A 20,886-nucleotide genomic window follows, 5' to 3' on the forward strand; every position below is an offset into this window, starting at 1 on the left:
GCCGCCTCGGCGCTTCTGTACATTCAATTCGTGCAAGCAGACTGACAAGCTGACTGAGGAGCTGGACAACGCAACCGGACAGCCTGTTCGCGAAACTCAGCGGTTGGCCACGACAGACGCAGGCTCAGCCCACTAGCCCAATAGCCCACTGCCGCGGGCAGTGGAGTGTCGGCGGTGAGGTTCAGAGCACCGACTGGCCGTAGACGTGACGGCGGACCCAGGAATGCATCGTGATCGCCGCTGCCGCTGCCGCGTTCATCGAACGCGTCGACCCGAACTGCGCGATTGACAGCACGGCGGTGCTCGCCCTGTGCGCCTCTTCGCTCAGCCCCGGGCCCTCCTGTCCGAACAGCAGGAGGCTGGTCTTCGGAAGGTCGTAGGTCTCCAGCGGCACAGAGTCCGGGAAGTTGTCGATCCCGATCAGCGGCACGGAATTGTCCGAACACCACTGCAGCAGGTCGTCGATGCTCGGGTGGTGGATGATGTGCTGGTACTTGTCGGTGACCATGGCACCGCGGCGGTTCCAGCGCCGCCTGCCCACGATATGCACGGCCGCCGCGTTGAAGGCGTTCGCCGTCCTGACGACCGATCCGATGTTGAGGTCGTGCTGCCAGTTCTCAACTCCGACGTGGAATGCGTGGCGGGTCGTATCGAGGTCGGCGACGATCGCCTCGTGCTTCCAGTAGCGATACTTGTCAACGACGTTGCGCCGATCGCCCTCGGCCAGCAGCTCAGGATCGAAGTGCTCAGACACAGGCCAGGGGCCGGTCCATGGACCGACCCCCACCTGCGGTGCACTGTCTAGTGGTGCACTGCCTTCAGTCACAGCTCGTCGTCGGAATCATCCGCCGAGGTGGACGCCGAGCTCTTCGAGCCACTGGCCGTCGAATCCTTCGGCTCACCGACCTTCGAAGCCTTCTCCGCAGTGGCCTTCGCCGCGGTGGCCCTCGCCGGATCGGTCTCGTCGTCGCTCGCCGAGGCGGACGCCGAGTCATCCTCCGAATCCGCCGCGGCGGACTCGAGGTCTGCGTCCGAATCCTTCGCGGCGGCGTCGGACTTCGAATCGGCCGAAGACGCACCGGCAGAGCCGACCGCAACCTTCTGAGCACGCTTGCTCATCTTCACGGTCTTGCCCCCGCGTCCGCCTCCAGTGAGGACCGAGCGCACATAGGCGCCGCCGGCCAGGGAGTGCACGATGAACGCGACCAGAGCCGCAATGGCGACGGCGACGAGGCCCTCCCACCACTGCGGAGGAGCACCGAAGAACCTGGCGGCGATGCCCAGCGGCGACGTGAACGGAGTCCACGACAGAACCTTGGCAACGGTGCCGCTGGCGCCCACGATGACCGGAGCCATGAAGCCTGCCACGGTGAGGATCCCGATGATCGTCACGAACGTCTTCCGCGCCTTGCTGCCGGAGACAGTCGACGCCCACACAAGCAGGGCAAAGACGGTCCACGCGGTGAACAGCAGGGCCAGAGCGAACCAGCCCAGCCCGGGTAGCATGGAGAAGGCCAGCGCAGTCTTGCCCGTGATCGAAAGGCCCAACTCGGCTACGACGACAGCGATGATGAGCTGGACGCCGGTCAGTGTGACCATGCCCGTGATCCTGCCCGACGCCGAGGCGCGGGGAGGGATCGTGGCTGCGATGATCTCGGTGATCCGGTTGCGCTTCTCCAGACGCAGGTTCTGGTACAGCGCGGTGCCGAGCGTGCCAACGACGAGCAGCGAGAACACGACCATCGCCCAGAGCACCGGTTTCGCGATGTCATCCGTGACGGCGGGCGAATTCAGCAGAGTCGCCTCGGTCTTCGGGGCCAGCTTCTCGAGCAGGACCTCTGGCTGCTTGTCCAAGGCGATGATCGTCGGCTGTGCCTGGCCGGTCGGATCCTGGATGAAGGCGGCATCGACCTTGCCCTCACGGACCAGCTTCTCCGCAGCCTGCGCATCCTTGGCATCCGTGATCTTCACGCCGAGCTGCTGCTCGTAGGTCGCGGCCTGCTCGCCCACGCCCACCATCGCCATGCTCGGGGTGCCCGACTTCTCTTCAGAGGCCGAGACGATGCCGGTGATGAGCGCGGCGAGGATGCCGAGCACGATGACCGCACCGGTGACGAGGAAGAGCGGGCTGCGCATGACAGTAGTGCTCTCACGGTTGGACACGAGCCAGGAAGCCTGACGCCTGTTCACGTCGACGAATTCCGAAACCAGCCCGGTCTCGGGAAGCTCCTCCGCCGAAGGGTTGTCCTCGGCCAGCTCGAACGGAACCTCGTCGAGGCCAGCGTCGGCTGCATCGTCGTCGGCCACATCACCCGTCTCGGTCGCGGCAGCGTCGCTCGCAGCACCCTTGGACGCCGTGCCCTTCGTCTTACCCTTCGTCGTGCCCTTCGTCGTGCCCTTCGCCGAGGCGACGCCGGATGCGTCGTCGTCAGCGACGGTGACATCGTCGTCGACCGGGAGTCCCAGGTCGTCGATACTCTCACCGGCAGTGCCCTTCGACACCAGCGGCTCGGGTGAGTTTCCGTCTTTGTCTTCGTCCTTGTGCGCCATCACAAAGCCTCCTTGTACTGCTCGGCCAATGTCGGGCGGACACTCTCGAAACTCTTCACGTCGGCCAGTCCGGCGACGGTCTGTGCTGCGGACTTCGCGTCTGCGGCGCGGAAGCTGAGGACGTTGTCCGCGGTGTCGAGCACCGTCACGTCGCTGATGCCCTGACGCTTCTCGAGCGACTTCGCAGCCGCCTCGGCGTCGGTGAGTTCAACGCGGTACTTCACAGCACCACGGAGCTTCTCGACGCTGCCGGCTGCGCTGATGCGCCCCTGATTGAGGACGACCACGTCATCGGCGTAGGCCTGGGCGGCCTCCCAGTTGTCGGTGGCCAGCAGAACCGGCACTCCCGAAGCGGCATGCGCGCGCAACAGGGACATGACAAGCTCGGTCGACTGCGTATCGAGGCCGGCGAAGGCATCGTCGATGACGACGACGTCCGGATCGGCGGCCAAGGTCGCTGCGATGTCGACACGGGCGATCTCGGTGCCGCTGAGGTTCTTCAGCGGAGCATAGCCGCGGTCGGCGAGTTCAAGACGCGAGAGCAGAGTGAGCGCGTTGCGTTCGGCAGCGCCCAGGGTGATGCCGTGCAGTCGAGCGAGATAGACGATCTGGTCGAGGACCCGCATGTTCGGGTATCCACCACGCTCAGCGGGCAGGTAGCCGAAGTTCTGACGGTCGCCGTAGTCGAGCTCGAAGTCCTCGAGTTCGACCGTGCCCTCATCGGGCGAGATGAGCCCCATGATGACTCGGACAAGTTCGGTCCGGCCCGCCGATCGGGTTCCGACGACGGCAGTGATCCGGCCTGCCTTGGCAGTGAAGCTCACCTCGTCCAGATACGTTCGCTTTCCCTTACTCAGGGAAATCTCTTTCAGTGTGAGCACGCGTCATCCTTACTTTTACTGAGGCAGTACTGTGGGAGTGTCTCATCTATCGTGTTGAATCGACCGAGATGTTTCAAACCAGGACCTTGATTTCGACTGAATTGCCAGTTGAGTCCCAGGTGGTGATCGACGTGGTGATCGACGGACTCGATCGTCGTTCGAGAGGCTGTGCCCGTGTCGGTAGACCGTCGATGAAGTCTCAGTCCAGACCGAGGTCGCTCGTCGTGAGCGCCGTGAGGTACGGAATTCCGGTGGCTTCGACTCGTTCCTTGGCCCCGGTGTCACGGTCCATGACCACGGCCACGGCCACCACCTCGGCGCCGGCTTCCTTGAGCGCTTCGACCGCGGTGAGCACGGAACCGCCGGTCGTCGAGGTGTCCTCGACGGCGACCACGCGCTTGCCCTTGACGTCGGGACCTTCGACCCGGCGCGACATTCCGTGCTTCTTCGCCTCCTTGCGGACGACGAAGGAGTCGACCGGTGCGCCCCGGACGACGGATCGATGCATGACGGCCGTACCGACCGGGTCCGCCCCCATCGTCAGCCCGCCGACCGCATCGATCGAGCCGAGCAGGCCCTCGGCTTCAAGGAGGTCGAGCACGACATCGCCGACCAGAGGTGCCGAGCGATGGTCGAGTGTGACCCGGCGCAGATCAAGGTAGTAGTCCGCTTCCTTGCCCGACGAAAGGGTCACCTTTCCGCGAACTACGGCGAGTTCGTCGATGAGGGCGAGCAGCTGTCGGCGGGTGTCTGCACTATCGGTCATGGGTTCAAGTCTAATCGGCAACCGATGATGGCGTGACCGCACCCACCCTATGGGCGGTGAGGACAGCCCCCACCATCGCCGAGGCGGCCGGAAGTACCGCAGAAATCCCTGAGGTGACGGGGATCACCAGAGCAGACCCGAAACGGTGCGTGAGGATTTCCCCTGACCTGCGTCTGTACCAATGTCATCAAGAATCGGGGCGGCACGACTCGCATCCAGCGAATCTGGCCTACCGTGGACAGCAGGGCTGGAAACGGATCTGCTCGACAGCCCCGATCACCAGTCACCAATGAAGGGACGTGAAGTCACATGGGTTTCATCGCGTATTTGATTCTCGGGCTCATCGCCGGCGCCATCGCCAAGGCCATTCTGCCCGGCAAACAGGGCGGCGGCTGGATCGCCACTCTGATCATCGGCGTCATCGGAGCCATGCTGGGAGGCTGGATCGGAGGCGCTGTCTTCGGCGCGGAGATGGACAAGTTCTTCTCGCTCTCCACCTGGCTGTGCGCCATCGGCGGTTCGCTGATCGTGCTCGTCATCTGGGGATTCATCACCCGCAAGACAGCAAAGAAAACAGCCTGAGCTGCCACGGCTGAGTGAATCTCGGTCGTCTCAACTCAGTGAGCTGGGCTTGCCCTCAGTGACCCAGCTCCGCGCAGAGTGCCGGAATCCGTTCGCGGGTTTCGGCACTCTGTCCATTCACCGACCAACACTCGACGGGCTGCGGCTGACGACCCGCAGGTCGATCTCCAACTGACCCGGGGCGACACCGGCTCCGGCAGCGTCGACGGCCCCGGTGGCGACACCGGCTTCGACGACAGCGCAGATCTCATCGACGATCGCTGCGACCGACCGACTGGCATCGAGGTGGGCGTCGATGCGCACATTCACGCCCTCTCCCCGCGAGGTCACGTCGACGCCGACCGGCTCGCCGCCTGCTCGGCGCAGGACCTTCGCGGTCGCCGTGGCCACCAGATCGCGCAGACCAGGGGCCAGGGCTCGGACTCCGGCAACCGAAGTCACGGACTCGGTCAGCTGCAGCGAGGCGGCGAGTTCGTCGAAATCGATGCCTGCGGGGGCGACTCCCACTTTCCTGTTCGGGTTCACACCATCGGCCTGTGAGCTCATGACAACTCCTCAACGGACATCTTCGCGGACTCGGACCCCTTCACCTGTTCAGTCAACGTGCACATCCTCGGCATTGATATCGATCTCGACGGCGGGGATCCCCAGCTCGGCGACCAACCCGGCGGACACGGCTCGGCGGACCACCTCGGCGGCGGTCACGATCGCGATTCCCGCGCGGATCGACACACTCACCCGCACTCGAGCGGCACTGCCCTGGGGATCTCCGGCGGGCTCGACCTCGACGCTGCGGGCCCGAATCCCGTCCACCGAGTCGACCGCGTCGCGCACGATGGACCGCACAGACGCAGTTGAGATGGAGAACTGGTTGCCGGTCTCGGTCTGCAGCTGGGTCGACGGCCCCCGGTAGAGATCTTGCCTGACCAGAGCCAGAATGCGCTCGCGAACTCCGGCAGTGTCCTCGGGGGCAGGCTTGAACGTGCCCATGTAGTCGTCGATGACATCCCGGAGCTGAGCATCCATCTCCAGATGGGATTCGGCATCGTTGGAGTCCGGCTCGATCATGTCGTGGGGGTCCGGATCGGCTCCGTTGATGGGGCTCGGCTGACTGCCCGAGCCGGCGTTCTGATCGCTCATGTCCATCCTTCCATCCCCTCGATGATGGCAGCCCTGGCCCTGTGGATCCGACCACGCACGCTGCCTTCGCTGATGCCGAGAGTCCGTGCCACCTCGGCGTAGCTGAGTCCTTCCATCTGATGGAGCACCCAGGTTACACGCTGCTCAGACGACAGCGTCGCCAGAACCTCGGAGAAGTGCTCGAGAGCAGTGCGCGCCTCCACCGATTTCTCCACGGACGCACGGGCGTCGGGATGGACGCTCATATCGTCGGGGTCCTGCACATCCGCAGGCCGTGCCATCCGCTTGCGCAGCTGGTCGGTGCATTTGTTCGATGCCAGACGATAGATCCACGTGCCGAATGCGGCAGGCTCGGCCAGCGCGTTAAGTGACTTCCACGCCTGCACCAGTGTGTCCTGGACGACGTCCTCAGCATCCTGCTGATCGCCGAGCGTGCGCAGACAGAATCGCAGGAGCTTCGTCTCGTACCGGTCCACCAGGGACTCGAAGGCATCGATGTCGCCCTCTCTCGCGCGTACGACGAGGGTGACGATGTCGAAATGATCATCTCGCCTAGTCATGTCCACATCGTATGCGACAGATGCAGCAGCAGACGTGCACTGCGCGCGACTTTGCGGAATCGCCTCGCGGTCGCCTTCTGGCCCAGCGAGGGTCCTGTTCTGGCCCAGCGAGGGTCCTGGGAAAAATTATTCGGAATCTGCGTGAGGATCGCACGGACCCTGCGTCTGTATGAGTGTCAGCACCTTCGAGACGAATAGGAAATGCAATGCCTGAAGCGAAGCAGTCCACAGATTCCCAGCGTTCAACCGCCGACGATTCGGTGCGCAGCCCCCTCGTGACCGACATGGGCAACACGACGATCGCAGAGAATGTCGTTGCCAAGCTCACCGGCATCGCCGCGCGCGAAGTGCCCGGCGTCTTCGGTATGGGCAACGCCGCACGCCGCGCCTTCGACAACTTCACCGACCGAATCCCCGGGTCGCAGACCAACGTCTCCGGCGGAGTCTCCGTGGAGAAGGGCGAGAAGCAGACCGCGATCGACCTCACGATCGTCGTCGAGTACGGCACTTCGATCGTCGACGTCGCCGAGGCGATCCGTCGCAACGTCATCCGCGCCGTCGAACAGGGCACCGGACTCCAGGTCGTCGAGGTCAACATCGACGTCGCCGACGTCCACCTCCCCGAGGACGACGATGACCCGCAGCCGAAGTCGGACTCCATCGATCTGTCCTGACACCTGCCCCACCCCACTCACTTGACCGATGAGGCTCCCGGGACCGAGCAGCGTCCCGGGACCTCGTCACCGCCTCGGCGGAAGGAATGACATGTCAAAAACATTCATCGGACTGCTCGTCGGATTGACGCTGGGCATCGTCGCGTACTTCGGAGGATTCCTCGCGTTCCTCATCGTTGCGATCTGCGGCGGGCTCGGCCTTGTCGTCGGCCTCGTCCTCGACGGACGCCTCGACCTGAGCGCGCTCAGTTCGCGTTCGACCACCCGGAGGTAGGATCGTGGCTTCATCACAAGGGAGCCTGACGATCGCGGACAAGGTCATCGAGAAGACGGCTTCCCAGATCCTCAAGGACATGCCCGGAGTCGGCGGCACCAAGTCCGGTCTCTTCGGCTTCGGCGCAAGCTCCGACCTCGACACCCGTCCCTCCGTGGACGTGACCCTGTCGGGTCGAAGCGCCACCCTGTCGGTTCAGCTGGGGCTGGCGTATCCGACCCCCATCACCGAGGCGACCGAAACCATCCGTCGCCACTTGAGTTCCGAACTCGAAGCACACACCGGCGTCACCGTCCGCCAGGTCGACGTCGAAGTGATGTGGCTGAAGCCCAACGCCTCGGGTTCGTCTCGCGGAGTCAGGAGACTGTTATGAGCGCAAAGCTACTGCGCGCGCGTCCGGCCCGCGTCGTCCCGGCCGTCATCGTTGCCATCCTCATCCTGGCCCTGGCCGTCGGCCTCGGCTGGGTCGGCATCGCCGCGATCCTCGCATCGAACGGTGCCATGGACTCCGCCCTGACCGGCGGGGTTCCCGGACTCGACGGAATCGGCTCCCAGCAGTGGGGCTCTCCGGTGATCATCACGATCGGGATCGCGTTGGCCCTCGTGGGGCTCATCCTCGTGATCGCGGCAGTCTCGCCAGGCCACAAGCGACTCACCGGCTACCGGGCTGAGACTCCGGACCATATCGATCGCTTCGAGGTCGCCCTTCCGACATCGGCTCTGTCGAACCTGGCGGCCGCCGCGGCGGATTCAGTCGACGGCGTCTCCAGCGTTCGCGCCGCGTCGAATGCGACGTCGACGAACATCACCTTCACCACCCCGGTCCGCGACAACGCCCAGATCCGGAACGATGTCGATTCCGCAGTCACCGAGCGCTTCGCATCGATCGCCTTCGACCGCACACCGACGGTCAAGGTCCACGCACAGAGGAGGCCAGCATGAGACGCATGGCAGCAGGCGCCAACCGCACGGGCCTGATCATCATCGGCCTGCTGTGCCTCCTGGCCGGGCTCGCCGCACTGGCGATCAGCTTCGGTCTGGCCGAATCCGTCATTCCCGGGCTGAGCTCGGACAAAGATCTCAAGCCCGTCGCCGAGGTGGTCGGCCTCCAGTTCTCGGCCCTCATCGCCATCGTGGCGGCAGTGATCCTCGCAGTGATCGCCGTTCGCTGGCTCGCCGCGCAGGTTCCGCGGAAAGATTCCGCGAAACCGCTCCGCATGCAGCAGGATGCCCGGACCGGAATCACCACAGTGACCGCGAACGTCATCGCCGCGGCAGTGGCCGATGATCTCGAGGCGACTCCCGAGGTCGTCGACGCGCAGGTCATTCTGCGCGGAACCGCTCGAGCACCAGAGCTCATGGTCCATGTCGACGTCGACGAACGCGCCGACATCGATGCGGTCGTCGCAGACATCTCCAACCGAGTCACGCGCAACTGCTCGCAGGCCCTCGGCTCTCGGCTCAGTGCAGTGGGCTTGGAGCTCGGGATCGCTCGGACACATCAGCGCAAACAGCGCAGTGTGCAGCTGTGAATGACAAAGACCCCGGGGCGCGTAATCGCGACATCCCGGGGTCCTCGCAGCACTCCCCTCGAGTACCCGGACGCATCCCCATACGTCCGTTATGTCCACCCGATCCCCACCGGGCGAACACAACAAGTTGACCACACATCGATCCCACTTGTAAAGATTGTTCTGGGCTGACATGTTTGTCTTCGGCCCGATCTTCACGCTCTCCCGGAGAAGGAAACCTCAGGTCAGAGGCATTAGAAGAATACTTCAACGATCAACTTCATCTCCTGACCGACCGCTGGATCTTCGCTTTGAATCAGCTTTCGTCCCGCCTGGCGAGAGAGAAGCCGGCCGACCCCCAGCGCACGAGTCCCCGCGGGACGAAGCGTGCGATGAGCGCTGCCGCGCGATAGGTCGCACCCGGGATCGAGACGACCCTGCCGTTTCTGGCATCGCGCAGTGAAGTCACGACAACCTGGCGGACGCTCAGCCAAATCCACCCCGGTCCTGGCCTCTCGACCCTCAGCCGTTCATGGAAACGGGTCCGAACGAATCCGGGCAGCACAGCAGTGACCGTAACCGGGCTGCCCCGCAGCTCACCGGCGAGCGCTTCGGTGAAGACGAGCGTCGACATCTTCGACGCCGCGTACTGGCCCATCGTCGTCAGCGCCGCCAGCGACGAAACGTTGATGATGCCCCCGCGTCCACGTGCACGCATCGCCTTCGCAGCGATCAGCGACAGCTCACGCACCGCGCCTGTCAGCACCATGTCCTGATCGGCGACGACCGCGAGGTCGGAGTCGAGCAGGCCTTCCCGAAGCCCGTACCCGGCGTTGTTGATAAGAAGATCGACTCTGCTGGTCCTGATGACGTCGCCCACCGCCTCGATCCCGGATCGGGTCGCGAGATCGGCCACGACCACCTCGGCGCGGATCTCGCTTTCTCGCTCCAGGCGCCCAGCCAGCTCCTGCAGGCGGGCTTCATCCCGGGCCACGAGGACCAGATCGTAGCGATCCCGTGCGAGCGCAAGCGCGTAGCCGCGGCCCAGCCCCGAGCTGGCACCGGTGACGAGCGCACGCGGCCGCGTCGAGGCGGTGCGGTCTGCGGTCATTTCGCGCCTTCGCCGATGCGCACCGTCAGGGATTGGGCCGCGGTGCCGATCGGGCCGTTGATATCGCTGAGCACGCTGGCGGTCTCGCCCAGCCCGGTCGGGCCGAACGCCACCCGGGTCTCAAAGCCGGCCCAGCCGGGCTCGGGGACTCGGGTCAGGTGGATCGTGAGGTCGACGTTGGGGAAGAAGGTCGTCGCCGGATCCACGCGCACTGCCAGCCCGTTGGCGGCGTCGATGAACTTCACGAAGGCAGCCGTCGGCGGATCGACCTCCCCGTCAACCAGTGCGTATGGGCTGCGGACCCACGTCTGCGCGTACCCGGGGCGGGCGTCGGCACCCTGCCTGCCGTCGAGTGAGGCGATGTAACCGCCGCCCCAACGATCAGTGAACGGCATCGGGGGAACAGCCTCAGGCGCCGCCAACGACTGCCATTCTTCCCCTCGGACAGCCTCGGTATCACTCGCCTGCAGACGCCAGACCCGAGCGTGGATGCTGACCCGATCACCATGGCGCATGCTCGCCTCGACGAGTTCGATGGTGCGCCCCGGACGGATGACGTTGACATCGATCGTGAATTCGCCCGAGTGGATGACGCCGAGGATGTCGAAGCTGACCCGCGAGACCAGTTTGTCCGTGGGGAGGCGACGTTCGATCTCCGCCAGAACCAGGCCCGCGGCGGGACCCATGTGCTGCTCCCCCGGCTGCCACGCACCCTGGCTGTGCAGGGTCGACATCAGTCTGTCTTCTGCCAGTCGGACGTAATAGGAATCGGGATACACGGCCCCGTCATGGCCCAGATGTTCATTGAGTGCTTGAGGCATGCCACCAGAATATCGGCCCAGTGCCCAAAAGGTCAGGCGGGACGCGCTTAGCACCGGGTCAGCGAAGTGCGGGACGGGTCCGTTCGTCCTGTCGCGCCACCAGGGCTTTGGGCTTCGTCGTCGAAGGCTTAGGGTGGGAGCGTGAGAATCGCCAGCTGGAATGTGAACTCGATCCGTGCCCGCCACGACAGAATCGGAGCGTGGCTCGACCGCTCTGATGTCGACGTCCTTGCCATCCAAGAACTCAAGTGCAAAGACGCCCAGTTCCCGGAGGACCTCTTCACCTCGCGCGGCTATGAAGTCAGCTTCCACGGACTCAACCAGTGGAACGGCGTCGCGATCGCCTCTCGAGTCGGACTCGAGGACACGGAGATCGGATTCGCGAACGTCCCTGCCTTCGGAGACGAACCCGTCGTCGAAGCACGCGCGATCTCGGCGACCTGCGGCGGAGTCAGGGTGTATTCGCTCTACGTGCCCAATGGCCGCGAACTCGACCACCCCCACTACACATACAAGCTTGATTGGTACCGGGCACTGACGGACGATGTCTCCGCCCAGCTGAGTGCCGAGCCCACCAAGAAGCTCGTTCTCTGCGGCGACTTCAACGTCGCTCCTCTGGATGAAGACGTCTGGGACATGGACGAATTCGCAGGTGCCACCCACGTCTCCGACGCTGAGCGCAAAGCCTTCGACGATCTCCTCGGCGCCGGACTCACCGAGGTCACCCGGCCATTCACCCCTGGCCCGGGCGTGTACACCTTCTGGGACTACCAGAAGCTGCGCTTCCCGAAGAAGCAGGGGATGCGCATCGACTTCCAGCTCGCCTCCGAAGCGTTGGCGGCGCAGGCCACTGGTGCCGAGATCGACCGCGAGGAGCGCAAGGGCAAGGGCGCGTCCGATCACGCACCCGTCATCGTCGACTACGACGTTTAGCTCTGCGGGGATGCGCCAATTGCCGAACGGGCATTCTCGCATCGTCTGACCGAACCACCGCGAGCGCACTATTGACTTGGACTACCAGGCAATTGCCGAATTGGTCATGTAGGTTACACGACGGCACACTCCCCCACTGCCGATTACCCTTGATCCCCACCCCAGAGGCACCCACCCCGATGCACGACTCCACCAACCAGGACACCCCTCCGCCCACTTCCCCGAGCACCCGGTGCTTTCCCGGCGAGCGCGCAGGCACAGCCACAGAGTTCTCCGATCTCCTCACCGATTACGGGCCCGGACTCACGGAATCGACGTGGAAACGTCTGTTCCAACAGGCTTCAGGTCACTGCCTGGCCGGCCAAGCCGTTCTGCAGGGGGCACAGGCGCTGGGGCATGACCTGACCGCAGTCGATGACGACCGATTCCCCGATCTGCTCTCGACAGACGTCCTCATCCAGATTCGAAGCCTGGCGAAGGACACCCCTGAACTGCGTCTGGCCCATCTGCTGTCATTCGTCCATACGATCACCGATGACACGATCGCGATGACCTCAGCGGCCATGCCCTACCTCGGTTCGTTCTCCGTTCCCACAGATCCACAGAACACCGAGATCCTCGACATCACCGGGCTGACCGCACGGTTGGTCGAGGAAGGGCTCGTGCTCCCCGATCTGAAGCAAGCGGGACACTTCACGATGTCACCAGTGCTGCGAATGATTCTCAGGCGGATCTACGACGGAAGGATTCGTCACAGCGAAGCACGCTCACGACGTGCTCTCGGCTCAGCTGCGGCTGACGTGCTGCGCGCTCCTGCCTCCTACCAGTCAGCTGCCTTCGCCGAGGCTATCGTGCAGGCAGCCGACACCGAAGCATGGGACGTCCTCGCTCAGACGTGGACAGCCGAAGGGCACAGACTGTTCATCGATCACTTCGATGCCGCGATCGATGCGTACACCAGGATCCCGGAAGAGCAGAGTCGCGGATCCGCAGTGCTGGCCGAGGCCATGAGCGATGCCCTGCAGGTCGACGAGGCTCGAAGGCGACTCGACGAGCGTGACACGACTGCTGCGAATGAAGCGATTGCCGTCATCAACACGGTTCGCTTCGAACATTCGGCCGTCCCGTCGCTGCAGTCCGAGACTGAACGTGTCGAAGCCGGGACGTTGACCGTCGATGACATCCTCACCATGGCGATCGCCTCGATGCGACGCTCCCGCCACCTCGGTGATCCCGAGCAGGGACTCGAGGCAGCCCGCCACGGCAAGGAGATCACCAGCGACGAGCAGCACTTCTCGCATTCGCCCAGCCGACTCCTCGAAGCCCGGTACTACATCGAATGGGGAATCACCGCCCTGTTCGCCGGCAACGCCGCAGACAGCGTTCAACTGCTCAGACGATGCCTCGTCATCACAGAGCTCTCGACGACGTCGTCACCCTTCCTGCTCCTGCCCGCGCATGCCTTCAGCTCACTGGCACATGCCGTCCTCGGAAACGGCGTGTCCAGCGACGAGCACCTGAAGAGTCTCGACGAGCTCGTCGAGACGACGGGCCTCAGTGACCTTGACTCATTCTCAGCGTTGACGCTGGCCCGCATGATCCGCGCGATGGACAGGCTCGAACTCGACTCCGCCGCCTGGCATGCGTCCCGTTTGGCCGATCCGCCCCTGTGCCATCATTCGTGGATCGGGATCGGACTGTATCGAGCACTGCTGGGCATCCTGCGCGGCGAGGCCGGCCTCGAGGAGAAGCGTCTGCAGCAGGCGATCGACACCAACCGCTCCACCCTTCCCTCTGAAGGGAGCATGCTCCACCGCCTCCAACACAGCCTCGCCTGCATCCACCTCGCACAAGGTCGCATCCATCTGGCACAGAACGCACTCGCAGGTGCCGACGCCGACTCTCCCCTGATCACGCTGGCGCGAGCCCGCATACATCTGAGCAGCGGGGAGTACGGGACAGCAGAGAGTCTGGCGAACAGGGTTCTGTCACTGCAGAACACCGACCAGCGCGTCAGAGCCTCCGCCCGCGCTATTCAAGCAGCGGGTCTGATCGGCAATGACCGACACGATGACGCCGCGGACGCTTTCGTCGACGTCCTCGAGTACTGCACAATCACCGGCAGCGTGCAGTCAGTGGCACTGCTTCCCAAATCGCTGCGCGACCGGCTGCTCCGATTCGACTCGAACCGAGCTGAGAAGGACCCGGACTCCCCGAGTCGGGCAGTGCCATCGCTGACCTGTCAGCAGCTCACCGACCGACTGCTGTCCCTGGGTGAGACTCTGCGCAGCGGAACCGATCACGTCCTGCTCAGTCCCGCGCAGGTCACCCTGCTGGCACTCCTCGACAATGATGCCTCGATCGCCCAGATCGCCACCGAGCTCAACCTCGTCGAGGGAACGGTCAAGAACAAACTCTCAGGACTGTACTCACGGCTCAGGGTCCGCAATCGCAAGCACGCTCTGATCCGCGGCTATGAATACGGTTACCTGCCGTCGGAGCCGTGAGGCCATCTCCGCAGGCCTTTTCGGCATCGGCATCATGTTTTCTCGTCACCTCCTGCGATTGAGAGCATCATTCGTCGCGAAACCATAGACATCCACCCCGTCTTCTGGTGAAGTTGAAACAGGAGCTAGGAAGGTGACGAGGATGTCAGCAACAGTCCGCGAACTGGTCGACGAAGCCTATGACAGGCGCGAGTCCACGTGGAGGGCCGCCTTGGAGACAGTCAATGACTGGGTCGAGGCCGCCTGCTCAAAGTCCGCACTGCTGTCTGGGGAGAGAGTGGATGTCGCCGCGGGACGGATCAAGGACCGTCTCCGTGCAGGAGAGAAGCTGCGCCGCAAACTCGCCGACGCCAACGATGAGATCCATGAGGCGGTCGAAGTCGAGAACCAGGTCATCGACGTCGTCGGTGCCCGGGTGGTGTGTCGGACCGAACGCGAGCAGTCCGCGCTGTGGGAGATCCTCCTCGACAGCAATGACGACTCCAACCTGGCCGTCGCCGAGGTGCGCGACTACACCGCTCATCCGAAGCCGTCCGGCTACCGGGGGCGGCACCTCATCGTGGAGGTTCCCTTCGATTCCGAACCGTCGGTCCTCGTCGAGCTTCAGCTGCGCACCATCATGCAGGAGGCCTGGTGCACGCTCGCCGAAGAACACCTCTTCAAACCCGGCCAGGCACTTAAATCCGATTCCCAACAGGATCGTCTCTCGCTCATCCTCTCCGGCCTCATGGCTCAAGCCGACGAGGTGGCCGGCTATATCGCCGATGATGTAGGCGCCTATCTGGGGATGGGCAACTCAGCTCCGCCGCGAACGTTCGACGACGCCGGGGCCGCAGATCAGATCCCCTCGATGGAAGTCACCATCCGGGAGCTCAAGCATTCTTATGTCCTCGCCGCGGACGACGTCGGCAGACACGGGATCATCCGCCTGGAGAACCTGGGGCTGACCCCGGAGAACTCCGACGGTGCGGCACTCCCCCATCCGGGCGACAAGCTGCAGGTGAGGATGGACGAATCCACCACCACCCGGTACTTCATCCCCGTGTCCACCGAGCGCTGATCTGCTCCGACGAACGAGATAGGTTCCGATCGGCCAGACCGACTAGACTTGCTTCCCATGGGAAAGAAGTCGAAGCGTTCCAAGGAAGATCTCATCGCCAAGCGTCTGGCACGTGCACAGGCCACGGCCTTCGTCGCACGTCCGTTCGAGGAGCTGCCGTTCGAGGCAGACCTCATCTGCCTGCGCGAGCTCGTACCGGCGGCTACCGCCTCGGCGAAGCTGAAGGAGGAGTTCGGCGGTCAGGAGATCACCATCACCTCTCTGCTGCCTGCCGCGTGGCAGGCGTGGCACCGTGAGGACGGCCAGATCCTGGCAGGCATGCAGGTGCCCGTGTCCTCGACCGACGCTTCACGCGACGTCGCACATGGAATCTTGGCCGCCGCCGAGGCAGCACCGGGGACCACAATCGAGGCCACCACCGAGCCCGGCCAAGGCCCGCGCCTGCAGGACATCCTCGACATCGACCACCCGTTCGACATCCGCGTGCTCGAGACGTTCGAGTACTGGCAGCTGCCAGAGGCCGAGACCGACTCCGATGTCGCAGCGGCCCTCGAACAAGCCAATGACTCCATCTCACCGACTGAGAAGGTCGCATCGGTGAAGTCCGCATACTGGACCGAGATGTCGGGTCGCACCTACGTCCGCTGGGCCCGCACCGAGGGCGAGGACGCAATCGTCGACGCCCTGGCCCGCCTGGCGGCCGACGGACAGAACGACCTCGGCGGACCGGGCACCTTCCTCGGCTACTTCCGCGCACACGGCGTCATCGTGCCTGTCTGGGAACTCGAATTCGGCTCCACGGCCGACGACATCGAGGATCCCATCGGCGAGTTCGGCAAACGCCTCGACGACGCACTGAACTCGTCCGAGCCCCTGAGCGCCGAGGCCCGCCGCCTGCGTTCGGGCATCATTGCTCGCCAGCTGACCATCCACTGAGTTCCGTCCCCGCGGCACCGGGTCGGTCGAAGTCACCGGCCCGGTCCTGCTGACGACAGGAGAAGAGTTTCCATGCCCGAGAAGTCGAATCGCACCCCCCAGGATGCACCGAAGCCTCAGACGTCGCCCACGGGCGCCGAGGCTGCCAGTGCCCCTGAAGCGATCGCCGCCATCATCCCCGCGATGAACGAATCGGAGCGGATCGCTGCCACCGTGCGCGGCGCCAAGGCGATTCCCGGCGTCGACGTCGTCATGGTCGTCGACGACGGTTCCAGCGATGACACGGGGACGGTGGCCCGCCGTGCCGGCGCCGAGGTGGTCACCCATAGGAAGAACAAGGGCAAGGCCGCGGCCATGATGACGGGGGCCTTCGCCATCAGGAATCGTGAGATCTCCGACTCCGATCCCGACCAGGAACCGAAGCACCGTGCGCTGCTCTTCATCGACGGTGACCTGGAGGACTCGGCGCTTCACACCACGCCGCTGGCGGCGCCTGTCCTGGCAGGCGAGACCGACATGACGATCGCGATTCTGCCCGTGCAGAAGCGCAAGGGCGGAGGCTTCGGCTTCGTCGTGGGTCTGGCGAAGAAAGGCATCGCCGAACTCTGCGGCTTCGAAGCGACCCAGCCGCTCTCGGGCATGCGCTGCCTGAGCCGAGAGGCCTTCGACGCCGCACTGCCGTTCGCCGCCGGATGGGGCGTCGAAACCGCCATGACCATCGACGTCGTCAATGCCGGACTGCGTGTGACCGAGGTCGAATGCGACCTCCACCATCGTGTCACCGGCAGGGACCTCAAGGCCCAACTGCACCGCGCGGCGCAGTACCGGGACGTCGCCCGGGCCATCGTCGTCCGCCGGCTCCGCGCGAAAAAGGCAGCGAAGAAGGCAGCGGCGAAGTGAGCGGCGATCGCTTCGCCTATCTTGGTCCCGAGGCCACCTTCACCGAGGCCGCCCTGCTGCAGTACCTCGACACCCACGGCCTGCGCTCGAGCGCGGTCGCTCAGCCCATGCGCAATGCGGCCTCGGCACTCGACGCGGTCCTCGACGGCGACTGCGAGGCTGCGGTCGTGCCGATAGAGAACTCCGTCGAAGGCGGCGTTCCCGCCACGATCGATGCGCTGACCGACCATGGTCAACTCCAGATCATCGCCGAGGTGGTGGTTCAGGTCCGCTTCGTCCTGGCAGTCAAAGCTGGCACCGATCCCGCAACCATCACCTCCTTCGGTACCCACCCTCACGGTGAGGCCCAGGTGCGGACCTTCATGTCCGCGAACTTCCCCGAGGCCGTCTATCTGCCGACCTCGTCGACGGCTGCTGCGGCACGCGACTTGGCCAATGACGCAGCCGACCATATCTCCGCCGTGTGCCCGAAGATCGCCGCCGAGCGCTACGGCCTCCAAATCATCGCCGACGACATCGGCGAGCGGCAGGACGCTGTCACACGCTTCGTCGTCGTCACGCGACCCGGCGAGATCCCGACGCCGACGGGCTCTGACAAGACCACGATCGTGGCGTCTCTGCGCTCAGACCGTGCCGGCGCCCTGCTCGAGATGCTCGAACAGTTCTCGACCCGCGGCGTCAATATGTCGCGCATCGAATCGCGTCCCACCGGGGACGGATTGGGCCTCTACCAGTTCTCGATCGATCTGCTGGGTCACATCCACGAAGCCCGGATGGCCGAGGCTCTGCAGGGAGTCCACCGCGTGGCCAGACAGCTTCGATTCCTCGGCAGCTACCCCAGTGCCAACGAGGTGGCTGTGCCCATCGACCCGACGACGACCGACACCTCGTTCGAGTCCGCCGCAGCCTGGCTGGACTCCACCCTCCACGGCTGAGCGAACAGTTTCCGACTCTTCTCGATTCGTTGAAACCCGGGTTCGGACGAAGAGCAGTAGGCTGTGTTCGAACGTCCGATCTGCAGCTTCACTCGACGAAGGAGTCGACGACGATGAGTTCCCCCGCCGCAACCAGCAGCACCACATGTGACAGCACCGCAACCAGCAGCACCGCAGACGAGCATCACGGTCCCGTGGCCGACATCGGCGACTCTGAAGCGGCCGACGGCCGAACCGAAGTTGACGCCATCGTCGTCGGAGCCGGACTCGCCGGACTCGTCGCCGCCCACGAACTCAGCCAGGCCGGCAAACGCGTGCTCGTCCTCGATCAGGAGAACCGGGCCAACCTCGGCGGACAGGCATTCTGGTCTCTCGGAGGCCTCTTCCTCATCGACTCCCCCGAGCAGCGCCGACTGGGCGTCCACGATTCCCTCGATCTGGCACGCCAGGACTGGGCCACCTCGGCGGGCTTCGACCGAGATGAAGACCACTGGCCCCGGCAGTGGGCCGAGGCCTACCTCGACTTCGCAGCCGGCGAGAAGCGCGGCTACCTGCGCGACCTGGGTCTGCGTCTGACCCCGATCGTGGGCTGGGCCGAACGCGGCGGCTCGGGCGCCTCCGAACACGGGAACTCGGTCCCCCGCTTCCATCTCACCTGGGGCACCGGCCCCGAGGTGGTGCGAGTCTTCCGCGAACCCGTCGAGCGGGCAGAGAGCCAGGGCCTGGTCACGCTGAACTTCCGACATCGTGTCGATGAGCTCATCACGGACGGCGGATCGGTCGTCGGAGTCCGCGGACAGGTGCTGGCACCCAGCTACACGGCCAGAGGAGTGGAATCGAACCGGGACGAGGTCGGTGACTTCGAATTCCGAGCCGCCGCCGTCATCGTCACCAGCGGCGGGATCGGACACAATTTCGATCTCATGCGTCAGTACTGGCCGACCGACCGCCTCGGCAAGTTCCCGAAGACGATGCTCGCAGGAGTGCCCGCACACGTGGACGGACGCATGCTCCAGATCTCCGAGGACGCCGGAGCCAGCCTCATCAACCGGGACCGGATCTGGGCATACACGGAAGGCATCGAGAACTGGAACCCGGTGTGGCCGAACCACGGAATCCGCATCATTCCCGGCCCCTCGTCACTGTGGTTCGACGCCGAGGGCAACCGCTTCCCCGCGCCCAACTACCCCGGATTCGATACGAACCGGACGATGAAGACAATCCTGGCCACAGGACACGACTACTCGTGGTTCGTGCTCAACGAATCGATCATCCGCAAGGAGTTCGCACTCTCCGGGTCGGAGCAGAATCCCGACATCACGAGCAAGGACTGGCGCCTGAGTGTTGAGCGCGCCCGGTCGAGCGATGCTCCCGGACCGGTCGAGGCATTCAAGAAGTACGGTACTGATTTCGTCGTCGCCGACACCACGGATGAACTCGTCGCCGGCATGAATGAGCGCTCACGCGGCCCCGTCATCGATCACGACCACCTTGTGGCCCAGATCGTGGAACGCGATCGGCAGATGGACCATTCGTTCTCGAAGGACGCGCAGGTGCAGGCGATACACAATGCCAGGAACTACCTCGGCGACAAGATCGTACGGGTGCAGAAGCCGCATAAGATCCTCGACCCGACGCACGGGCCGCTCATCGCGGTGCGACTGAGCCTGCTCTCGCGCAAAACGCTCGGCGGGCTGGAGACGAACCTCGATGCGCAGGTCATCGGGACTAAGGGCACGCCGATCCCCGGACTGTATGCCGCCGGTGAAGCGACCGGCTTCGGGGGCGGAGGCATGCACGGCTACAACGCGTTGGAAGGAACCTTTCTGGGCGGGTGCATCTTCTCCGGAATGCGCGCCGGCCGGGCTGTCGCGAAAGGCGCGGGAGCGGAGCACTGACCATGGCGAAGACCGATCTCACAGCGCTCGTCACCGGCGGCACCTCAGGCATCGGTGCCGCCCTCGTGGCAGCGCTGAGTGCCCGCGGATACGAGGTGCTGACGACGAGCCGGAACCCGGACGCCATCCCCGAGGCGGCGCGAGTGCCGGGAGTCAGGTACCTGCCCCTCGACCTCTCTGATTCGGAGAGCATCAACGCTCTTCGCGATCAGATCGCGCACGTCGACATCGTGATCAACAATGCCGGCGAGAGCCAATCGGGTCCATTCGAGGAGCTTCCCGCCGAGGCGGTCGAGCGCTTGTTCCGCACCAATGTCTTCGGCCCCCTGCAGCTGAGCCAGATGGTCCTTCCTCACATGCGCCGGCGCGGCCGCGGTCGCATCATCATGGTCGGCTCAATGTTGGCGAGCTTCCCGCTGGCCCACCGCAGCTCGTATGTCGCCGCCAAAGCGGCACTGCGAGGCTTTGCCACTGCCGCCCGCCAGGAGGTCTCGCCCTTCGGAATCTGGATCAGCGTCGTCGAACCGGGCTCGATCGCCACGGGCATCGGGCAGCGTCGCACCAAATACCTCAATTCTGAGTCTGTCTACGCCGACGATGTGGCCACGATGCTCAGTCATCTCGATCGCAATGAACGACAGGGCATCTCGGCGGACAAGGTCGCTGCCACGATCATCAGTGCTGTCGAGGCCGACAAACCACGCCAGCTCTATGCCGTGGGCAGTCGCTCACCATTGGCGTTCAAGCTCAAACGGCTGCTTCCCCGTGATCTCATGTCTACGATCGTGGCCCGTCAGCACGGGCTCAGGCGCTGAGGTTCTGGCGAGTTCGGCGGATGCCGGCGGCC

23 protein-coding genes are annotated in these 20,886 nt (G+C 64.6%); 14 read left to right on the forward strand and 9 right to left on the reverse strand.

Features of this window, described 5'->3' with window-relative positions; all coding sequences use genetic code 11:
• Nucleotides 1-181 precede the first annotated feature (181 nt).
• The 4 genes from MPN20_RS14745 to pyrE all read right to left on the reverse strand — a co-directional run bounded on the left by MPN20_RS14745 (nt 182) and on the right by pyrE (nt 4,197).
• The gene (locus MPN20_RS14745; RefSeq protein WP_242783334.1) at nt 182-826 is read right to left on the reverse strand and encodes a TrmH family RNA methyltransferase; all 645 of its coding nucleotides are present in this window, start codon (nt 824-826) and stop codon (nt 182-184) included.
• The gene (locus tag MPN20_RS14750) at nt 823-2,550 is read right to left on the reverse strand and encodes an ABC transporter permease (protein ID WP_242783336.1); all 1,728 of its coding nucleotides are present in this window, start codon (nt 2,548-2,550) and stop codon (nt 823-825) included. Before MPN20_RS14750 ends, MPN20_RS14745 begins: the two co-directional genes overlap by 4 nt.
• Complete coding sequence (locus MPN20_RS14755) at nt 2,550-3,431, reverse strand: ATP-binding cassette domain-containing protein (protein ID WP_242783338.1); 882 nt, start codon at nt 3,429-3,431, stop codon at nt 2,550-2,552. The genes MPN20_RS14750 and MPN20_RS14755 overlap by 1 nt, the downstream gene beginning before the upstream one ends.
• A 199-nt stretch (nt 3,432-3,630) precedes the next feature.
• Nucleotides 3,631-4,197, reverse strand: a complete 567-nt coding sequence (gene pyrE, locus MPN20_RS14760; RefSeq protein WP_242783340.1) for an orotate phosphoribosyltransferase — start codon at nt 4,195-4,197, stop codon at nt 3,631-3,633.
• Between the two features lie 309 nt (nt 4,198-4,506).
• Between pyrE and MPN20_RS14765 the strand changes: the two genes are divergently transcribed.
• Nucleotides 4,507-4,779, forward strand: coding sequence for a GlsB/YeaQ/YmgE family stress response membrane protein (locus MPN20_RS14765; RefSeq protein ID WP_242783342.1), 273 nt, complete (start codon nt 4,507-4,509; stop codon nt 4,777-4,779).
• A 117-nt stretch (nt 4,780-4,896) separates the two neighbouring features.
• Here the strand turns inward: MPN20_RS14765 and MPN20_RS14770 are convergent, their stop codons facing one another.
• From MPN20_RS14770 to MPN20_RS14780, 3 genes are read right to left on the reverse strand one after another with little or no spacing between them, the layout of a single operon-like run.
• Nucleotides 4,897-5,325, reverse strand: a complete 429-nt coding sequence (locus MPN20_RS14770) for a hypothetical protein (protein ID WP_242783344.1) — start codon at nt 5,323-5,325, stop codon at nt 4,897-4,899.
• 48 nt (nt 5,326-5,373) lie between these two features.
• Nucleotides 5,374-5,919, reverse strand: a complete 546-nt coding sequence (locus MPN20_RS14775) for an alkaline shock response membrane anchor protein AmaP (RefSeq protein ID WP_242783345.1) — start codon at nt 5,917-5,919, stop codon at nt 5,374-5,376.
• The gene (locus MPN20_RS14780; RefSeq protein ID WP_242783347.1) at nt 5,916-6,479 is read right to left on the reverse strand and encodes an RNA polymerase sigma factor; all 564 of its coding nucleotides are present in this window, start codon (nt 6,477-6,479) and stop codon (nt 5,916-5,918) included. Before MPN20_RS14780 ends, MPN20_RS14775 begins: the two co-directional genes overlap by 4 nt.
• Before the next feature lie 206 nt (nt 6,480-6,685).
• Here MPN20_RS14780 and MPN20_RS14785 point away from each other — a divergent pair, with 206 nt between their 5' ends.
• From MPN20_RS14785 to MPN20_RS14805, 5 genes are all read left to right on the forward strand, one after another.
• On the forward strand, nt 6,686-7,153 hold the full coding sequence (locus MPN20_RS14785) for an Asp23/Gls24 family envelope stress response protein (protein WP_242783349.1): 468 nt from the start codon (nt 6,686-6,688) through the stop codon (nt 7,151-7,153).
• Between the two features lie 91 nt (nt 7,154-7,244).
• Nucleotides 7,245-7,427 (forward strand): hypothetical protein, encoded by a 183-nt coding sequence (locus tag MPN20_RS14790; RefSeq protein ID WP_242783351.1) that lies wholly within the window; start codon nt 7,245-7,247, stop codon nt 7,425-7,427.
• Between the two features lie 4 nt (nt 7,428-7,431).
• Nucleotides 7,432-7,800 carry an Asp23/Gls24 family envelope stress response protein gene (locus tag MPN20_RS14795; RefSeq protein WP_242783353.1) on the forward strand — a complete coding sequence of 123 codons (369 nt, stop codon included), beginning with the start codon at nt 7,432-7,434 and terminating at the stop codon, nt 7,798-7,800.
• Nucleotides 7,797-8,369, forward strand: coding sequence for a DUF6286 domain-containing protein (locus tag MPN20_RS14800; RefSeq protein WP_242783354.1), 573 nt, complete (start codon nt 7,797-7,799; stop codon nt 8,367-8,369). Before MPN20_RS14795 ends, MPN20_RS14800 begins: the two co-directional genes overlap by 4 nt.
• Nucleotides 8,366-8,959, forward strand: a complete 594-nt coding sequence (locus MPN20_RS14805; protein WP_242783356.1) for an alkaline shock response membrane anchor protein AmaP — start codon at nt 8,366-8,368, stop codon at nt 8,957-8,959. Before MPN20_RS14800 ends, MPN20_RS14805 begins: the two co-directional genes overlap by 4 nt.
• 295 nt (nt 8,960-9,254) lie before the next feature.
• Here the strand turns inward: MPN20_RS14805 and MPN20_RS14810 are convergent, their stop codons facing one another.
• Both MPN20_RS14810 and MPN20_RS14815 read right to left on the reverse strand, forming a co-directional pair.
• Nucleotides 9,255-10,049 carry an SDR family NAD(P)-dependent oxidoreductase gene (locus MPN20_RS14810; protein WP_242783358.1) on the reverse strand — a complete coding sequence of 265 codons (795 nt, stop codon included), beginning with the start codon at nt 10,047-10,049 and terminating at the stop codon, nt 9,255-9,257.
• On the reverse strand, nt 10,046-10,870 hold the full coding sequence (locus MPN20_RS14815; protein WP_242783360.1) for a thioesterase family protein: 825 nt from the start codon (nt 10,868-10,870) through the stop codon (nt 10,046-10,048). Before MPN20_RS14815 ends, MPN20_RS14810 begins: the two co-directional genes overlap by 4 nt.
• 141 nt (nt 10,871-11,011) lie before the next feature.
• Between MPN20_RS14815 and MPN20_RS14820 the strand changes: the two genes are divergently transcribed.
• The 8 genes from MPN20_RS14820 to MPN20_RS14855 all read left to right on the forward strand — a co-directional run bounded on the left by MPN20_RS14820 (nt 11,012) and on the right by MPN20_RS14855 (nt 20,854).
• Nucleotides 11,012-11,803, forward strand: coding sequence for an exodeoxyribonuclease III (locus MPN20_RS14820; RefSeq protein WP_242783362.1), 792 nt, complete (start codon nt 11,012-11,014; stop codon nt 11,801-11,803).
• A 179-nt stretch (nt 11,804-11,982) separates the two neighbouring features.
• Complete coding sequence (locus MPN20_RS14825) at nt 11,983-14,310, forward strand: helix-turn-helix transcriptional regulator (RefSeq protein ID WP_242783364.1); 2,328 nt, start codon at nt 11,983-11,985, stop codon at nt 14,308-14,310.
• Between the two features lie 142 nt (nt 14,311-14,452).
• Nucleotides 14,453-15,370, forward strand: a complete 918-nt coding sequence (locus MPN20_RS14830; RefSeq protein WP_242783366.1) for a RelA/SpoT domain-containing protein — start codon at nt 14,453-14,455, stop codon at nt 15,368-15,370.
• 57 nt (nt 15,371-15,427) lie between these two features.
• Nucleotides 15,428-16,306, forward strand: a complete 879-nt coding sequence (locus MPN20_RS14835) for a DUF5926 family protein (RefSeq protein ID WP_242783368.1) — start codon at nt 15,428-15,430, stop codon at nt 16,304-16,306.
• A 183-nt stretch (nt 16,307-16,489) separates the two neighbouring features.
• The gene (locus tag MPN20_RS14840; protein WP_242783378.1) at nt 16,490-17,206 is read left to right on the forward strand and encodes a glycosyltransferase; all 717 of its coding nucleotides are present in this window, start codon (nt 16,490-16,492) and stop codon (nt 17,204-17,206) included.
• A complete protein-coding gene (pheA, locus tag MPN20_RS14845) occupies nt 17,203-18,141 on the forward strand; it encodes a prephenate dehydratase (protein ID WP_242783370.1) in 939 nt (312 codons plus the stop codon). Before MPN20_RS14840 ends, pheA begins: the two co-directional genes overlap by 4 nt.
• 113 nt (nt 18,142-18,254) lie before the next feature.
• A complete protein-coding gene (locus MPN20_RS14850; protein WP_242783371.1) occupies nt 18,255-20,039 on the forward strand; it encodes an FAD-binding dehydrogenase in 1,785 nt (594 codons plus the stop codon).
• A 2-nt stretch (nt 20,040-20,041) separates the two neighbouring features.
• Complete coding sequence (locus MPN20_RS14855) at nt 20,042-20,854, forward strand: SDR family NAD(P)-dependent oxidoreductase (protein ID WP_242783372.1); 813 nt, start codon at nt 20,042-20,044, stop codon at nt 20,852-20,854.
• Nucleotides 20,855-20,886 lie beyond the last annotated feature (32 nt).

Origin of the sequence: Brevibacterium sp. ZH18 (genome assembly GCF_022748595.1) — a bacterium.
Classification (GTDB): domain Bacteria; phylum Actinomycetota; class Actinomycetes; order Actinomycetales; family Brevibacteriaceae; genus Brevibacterium.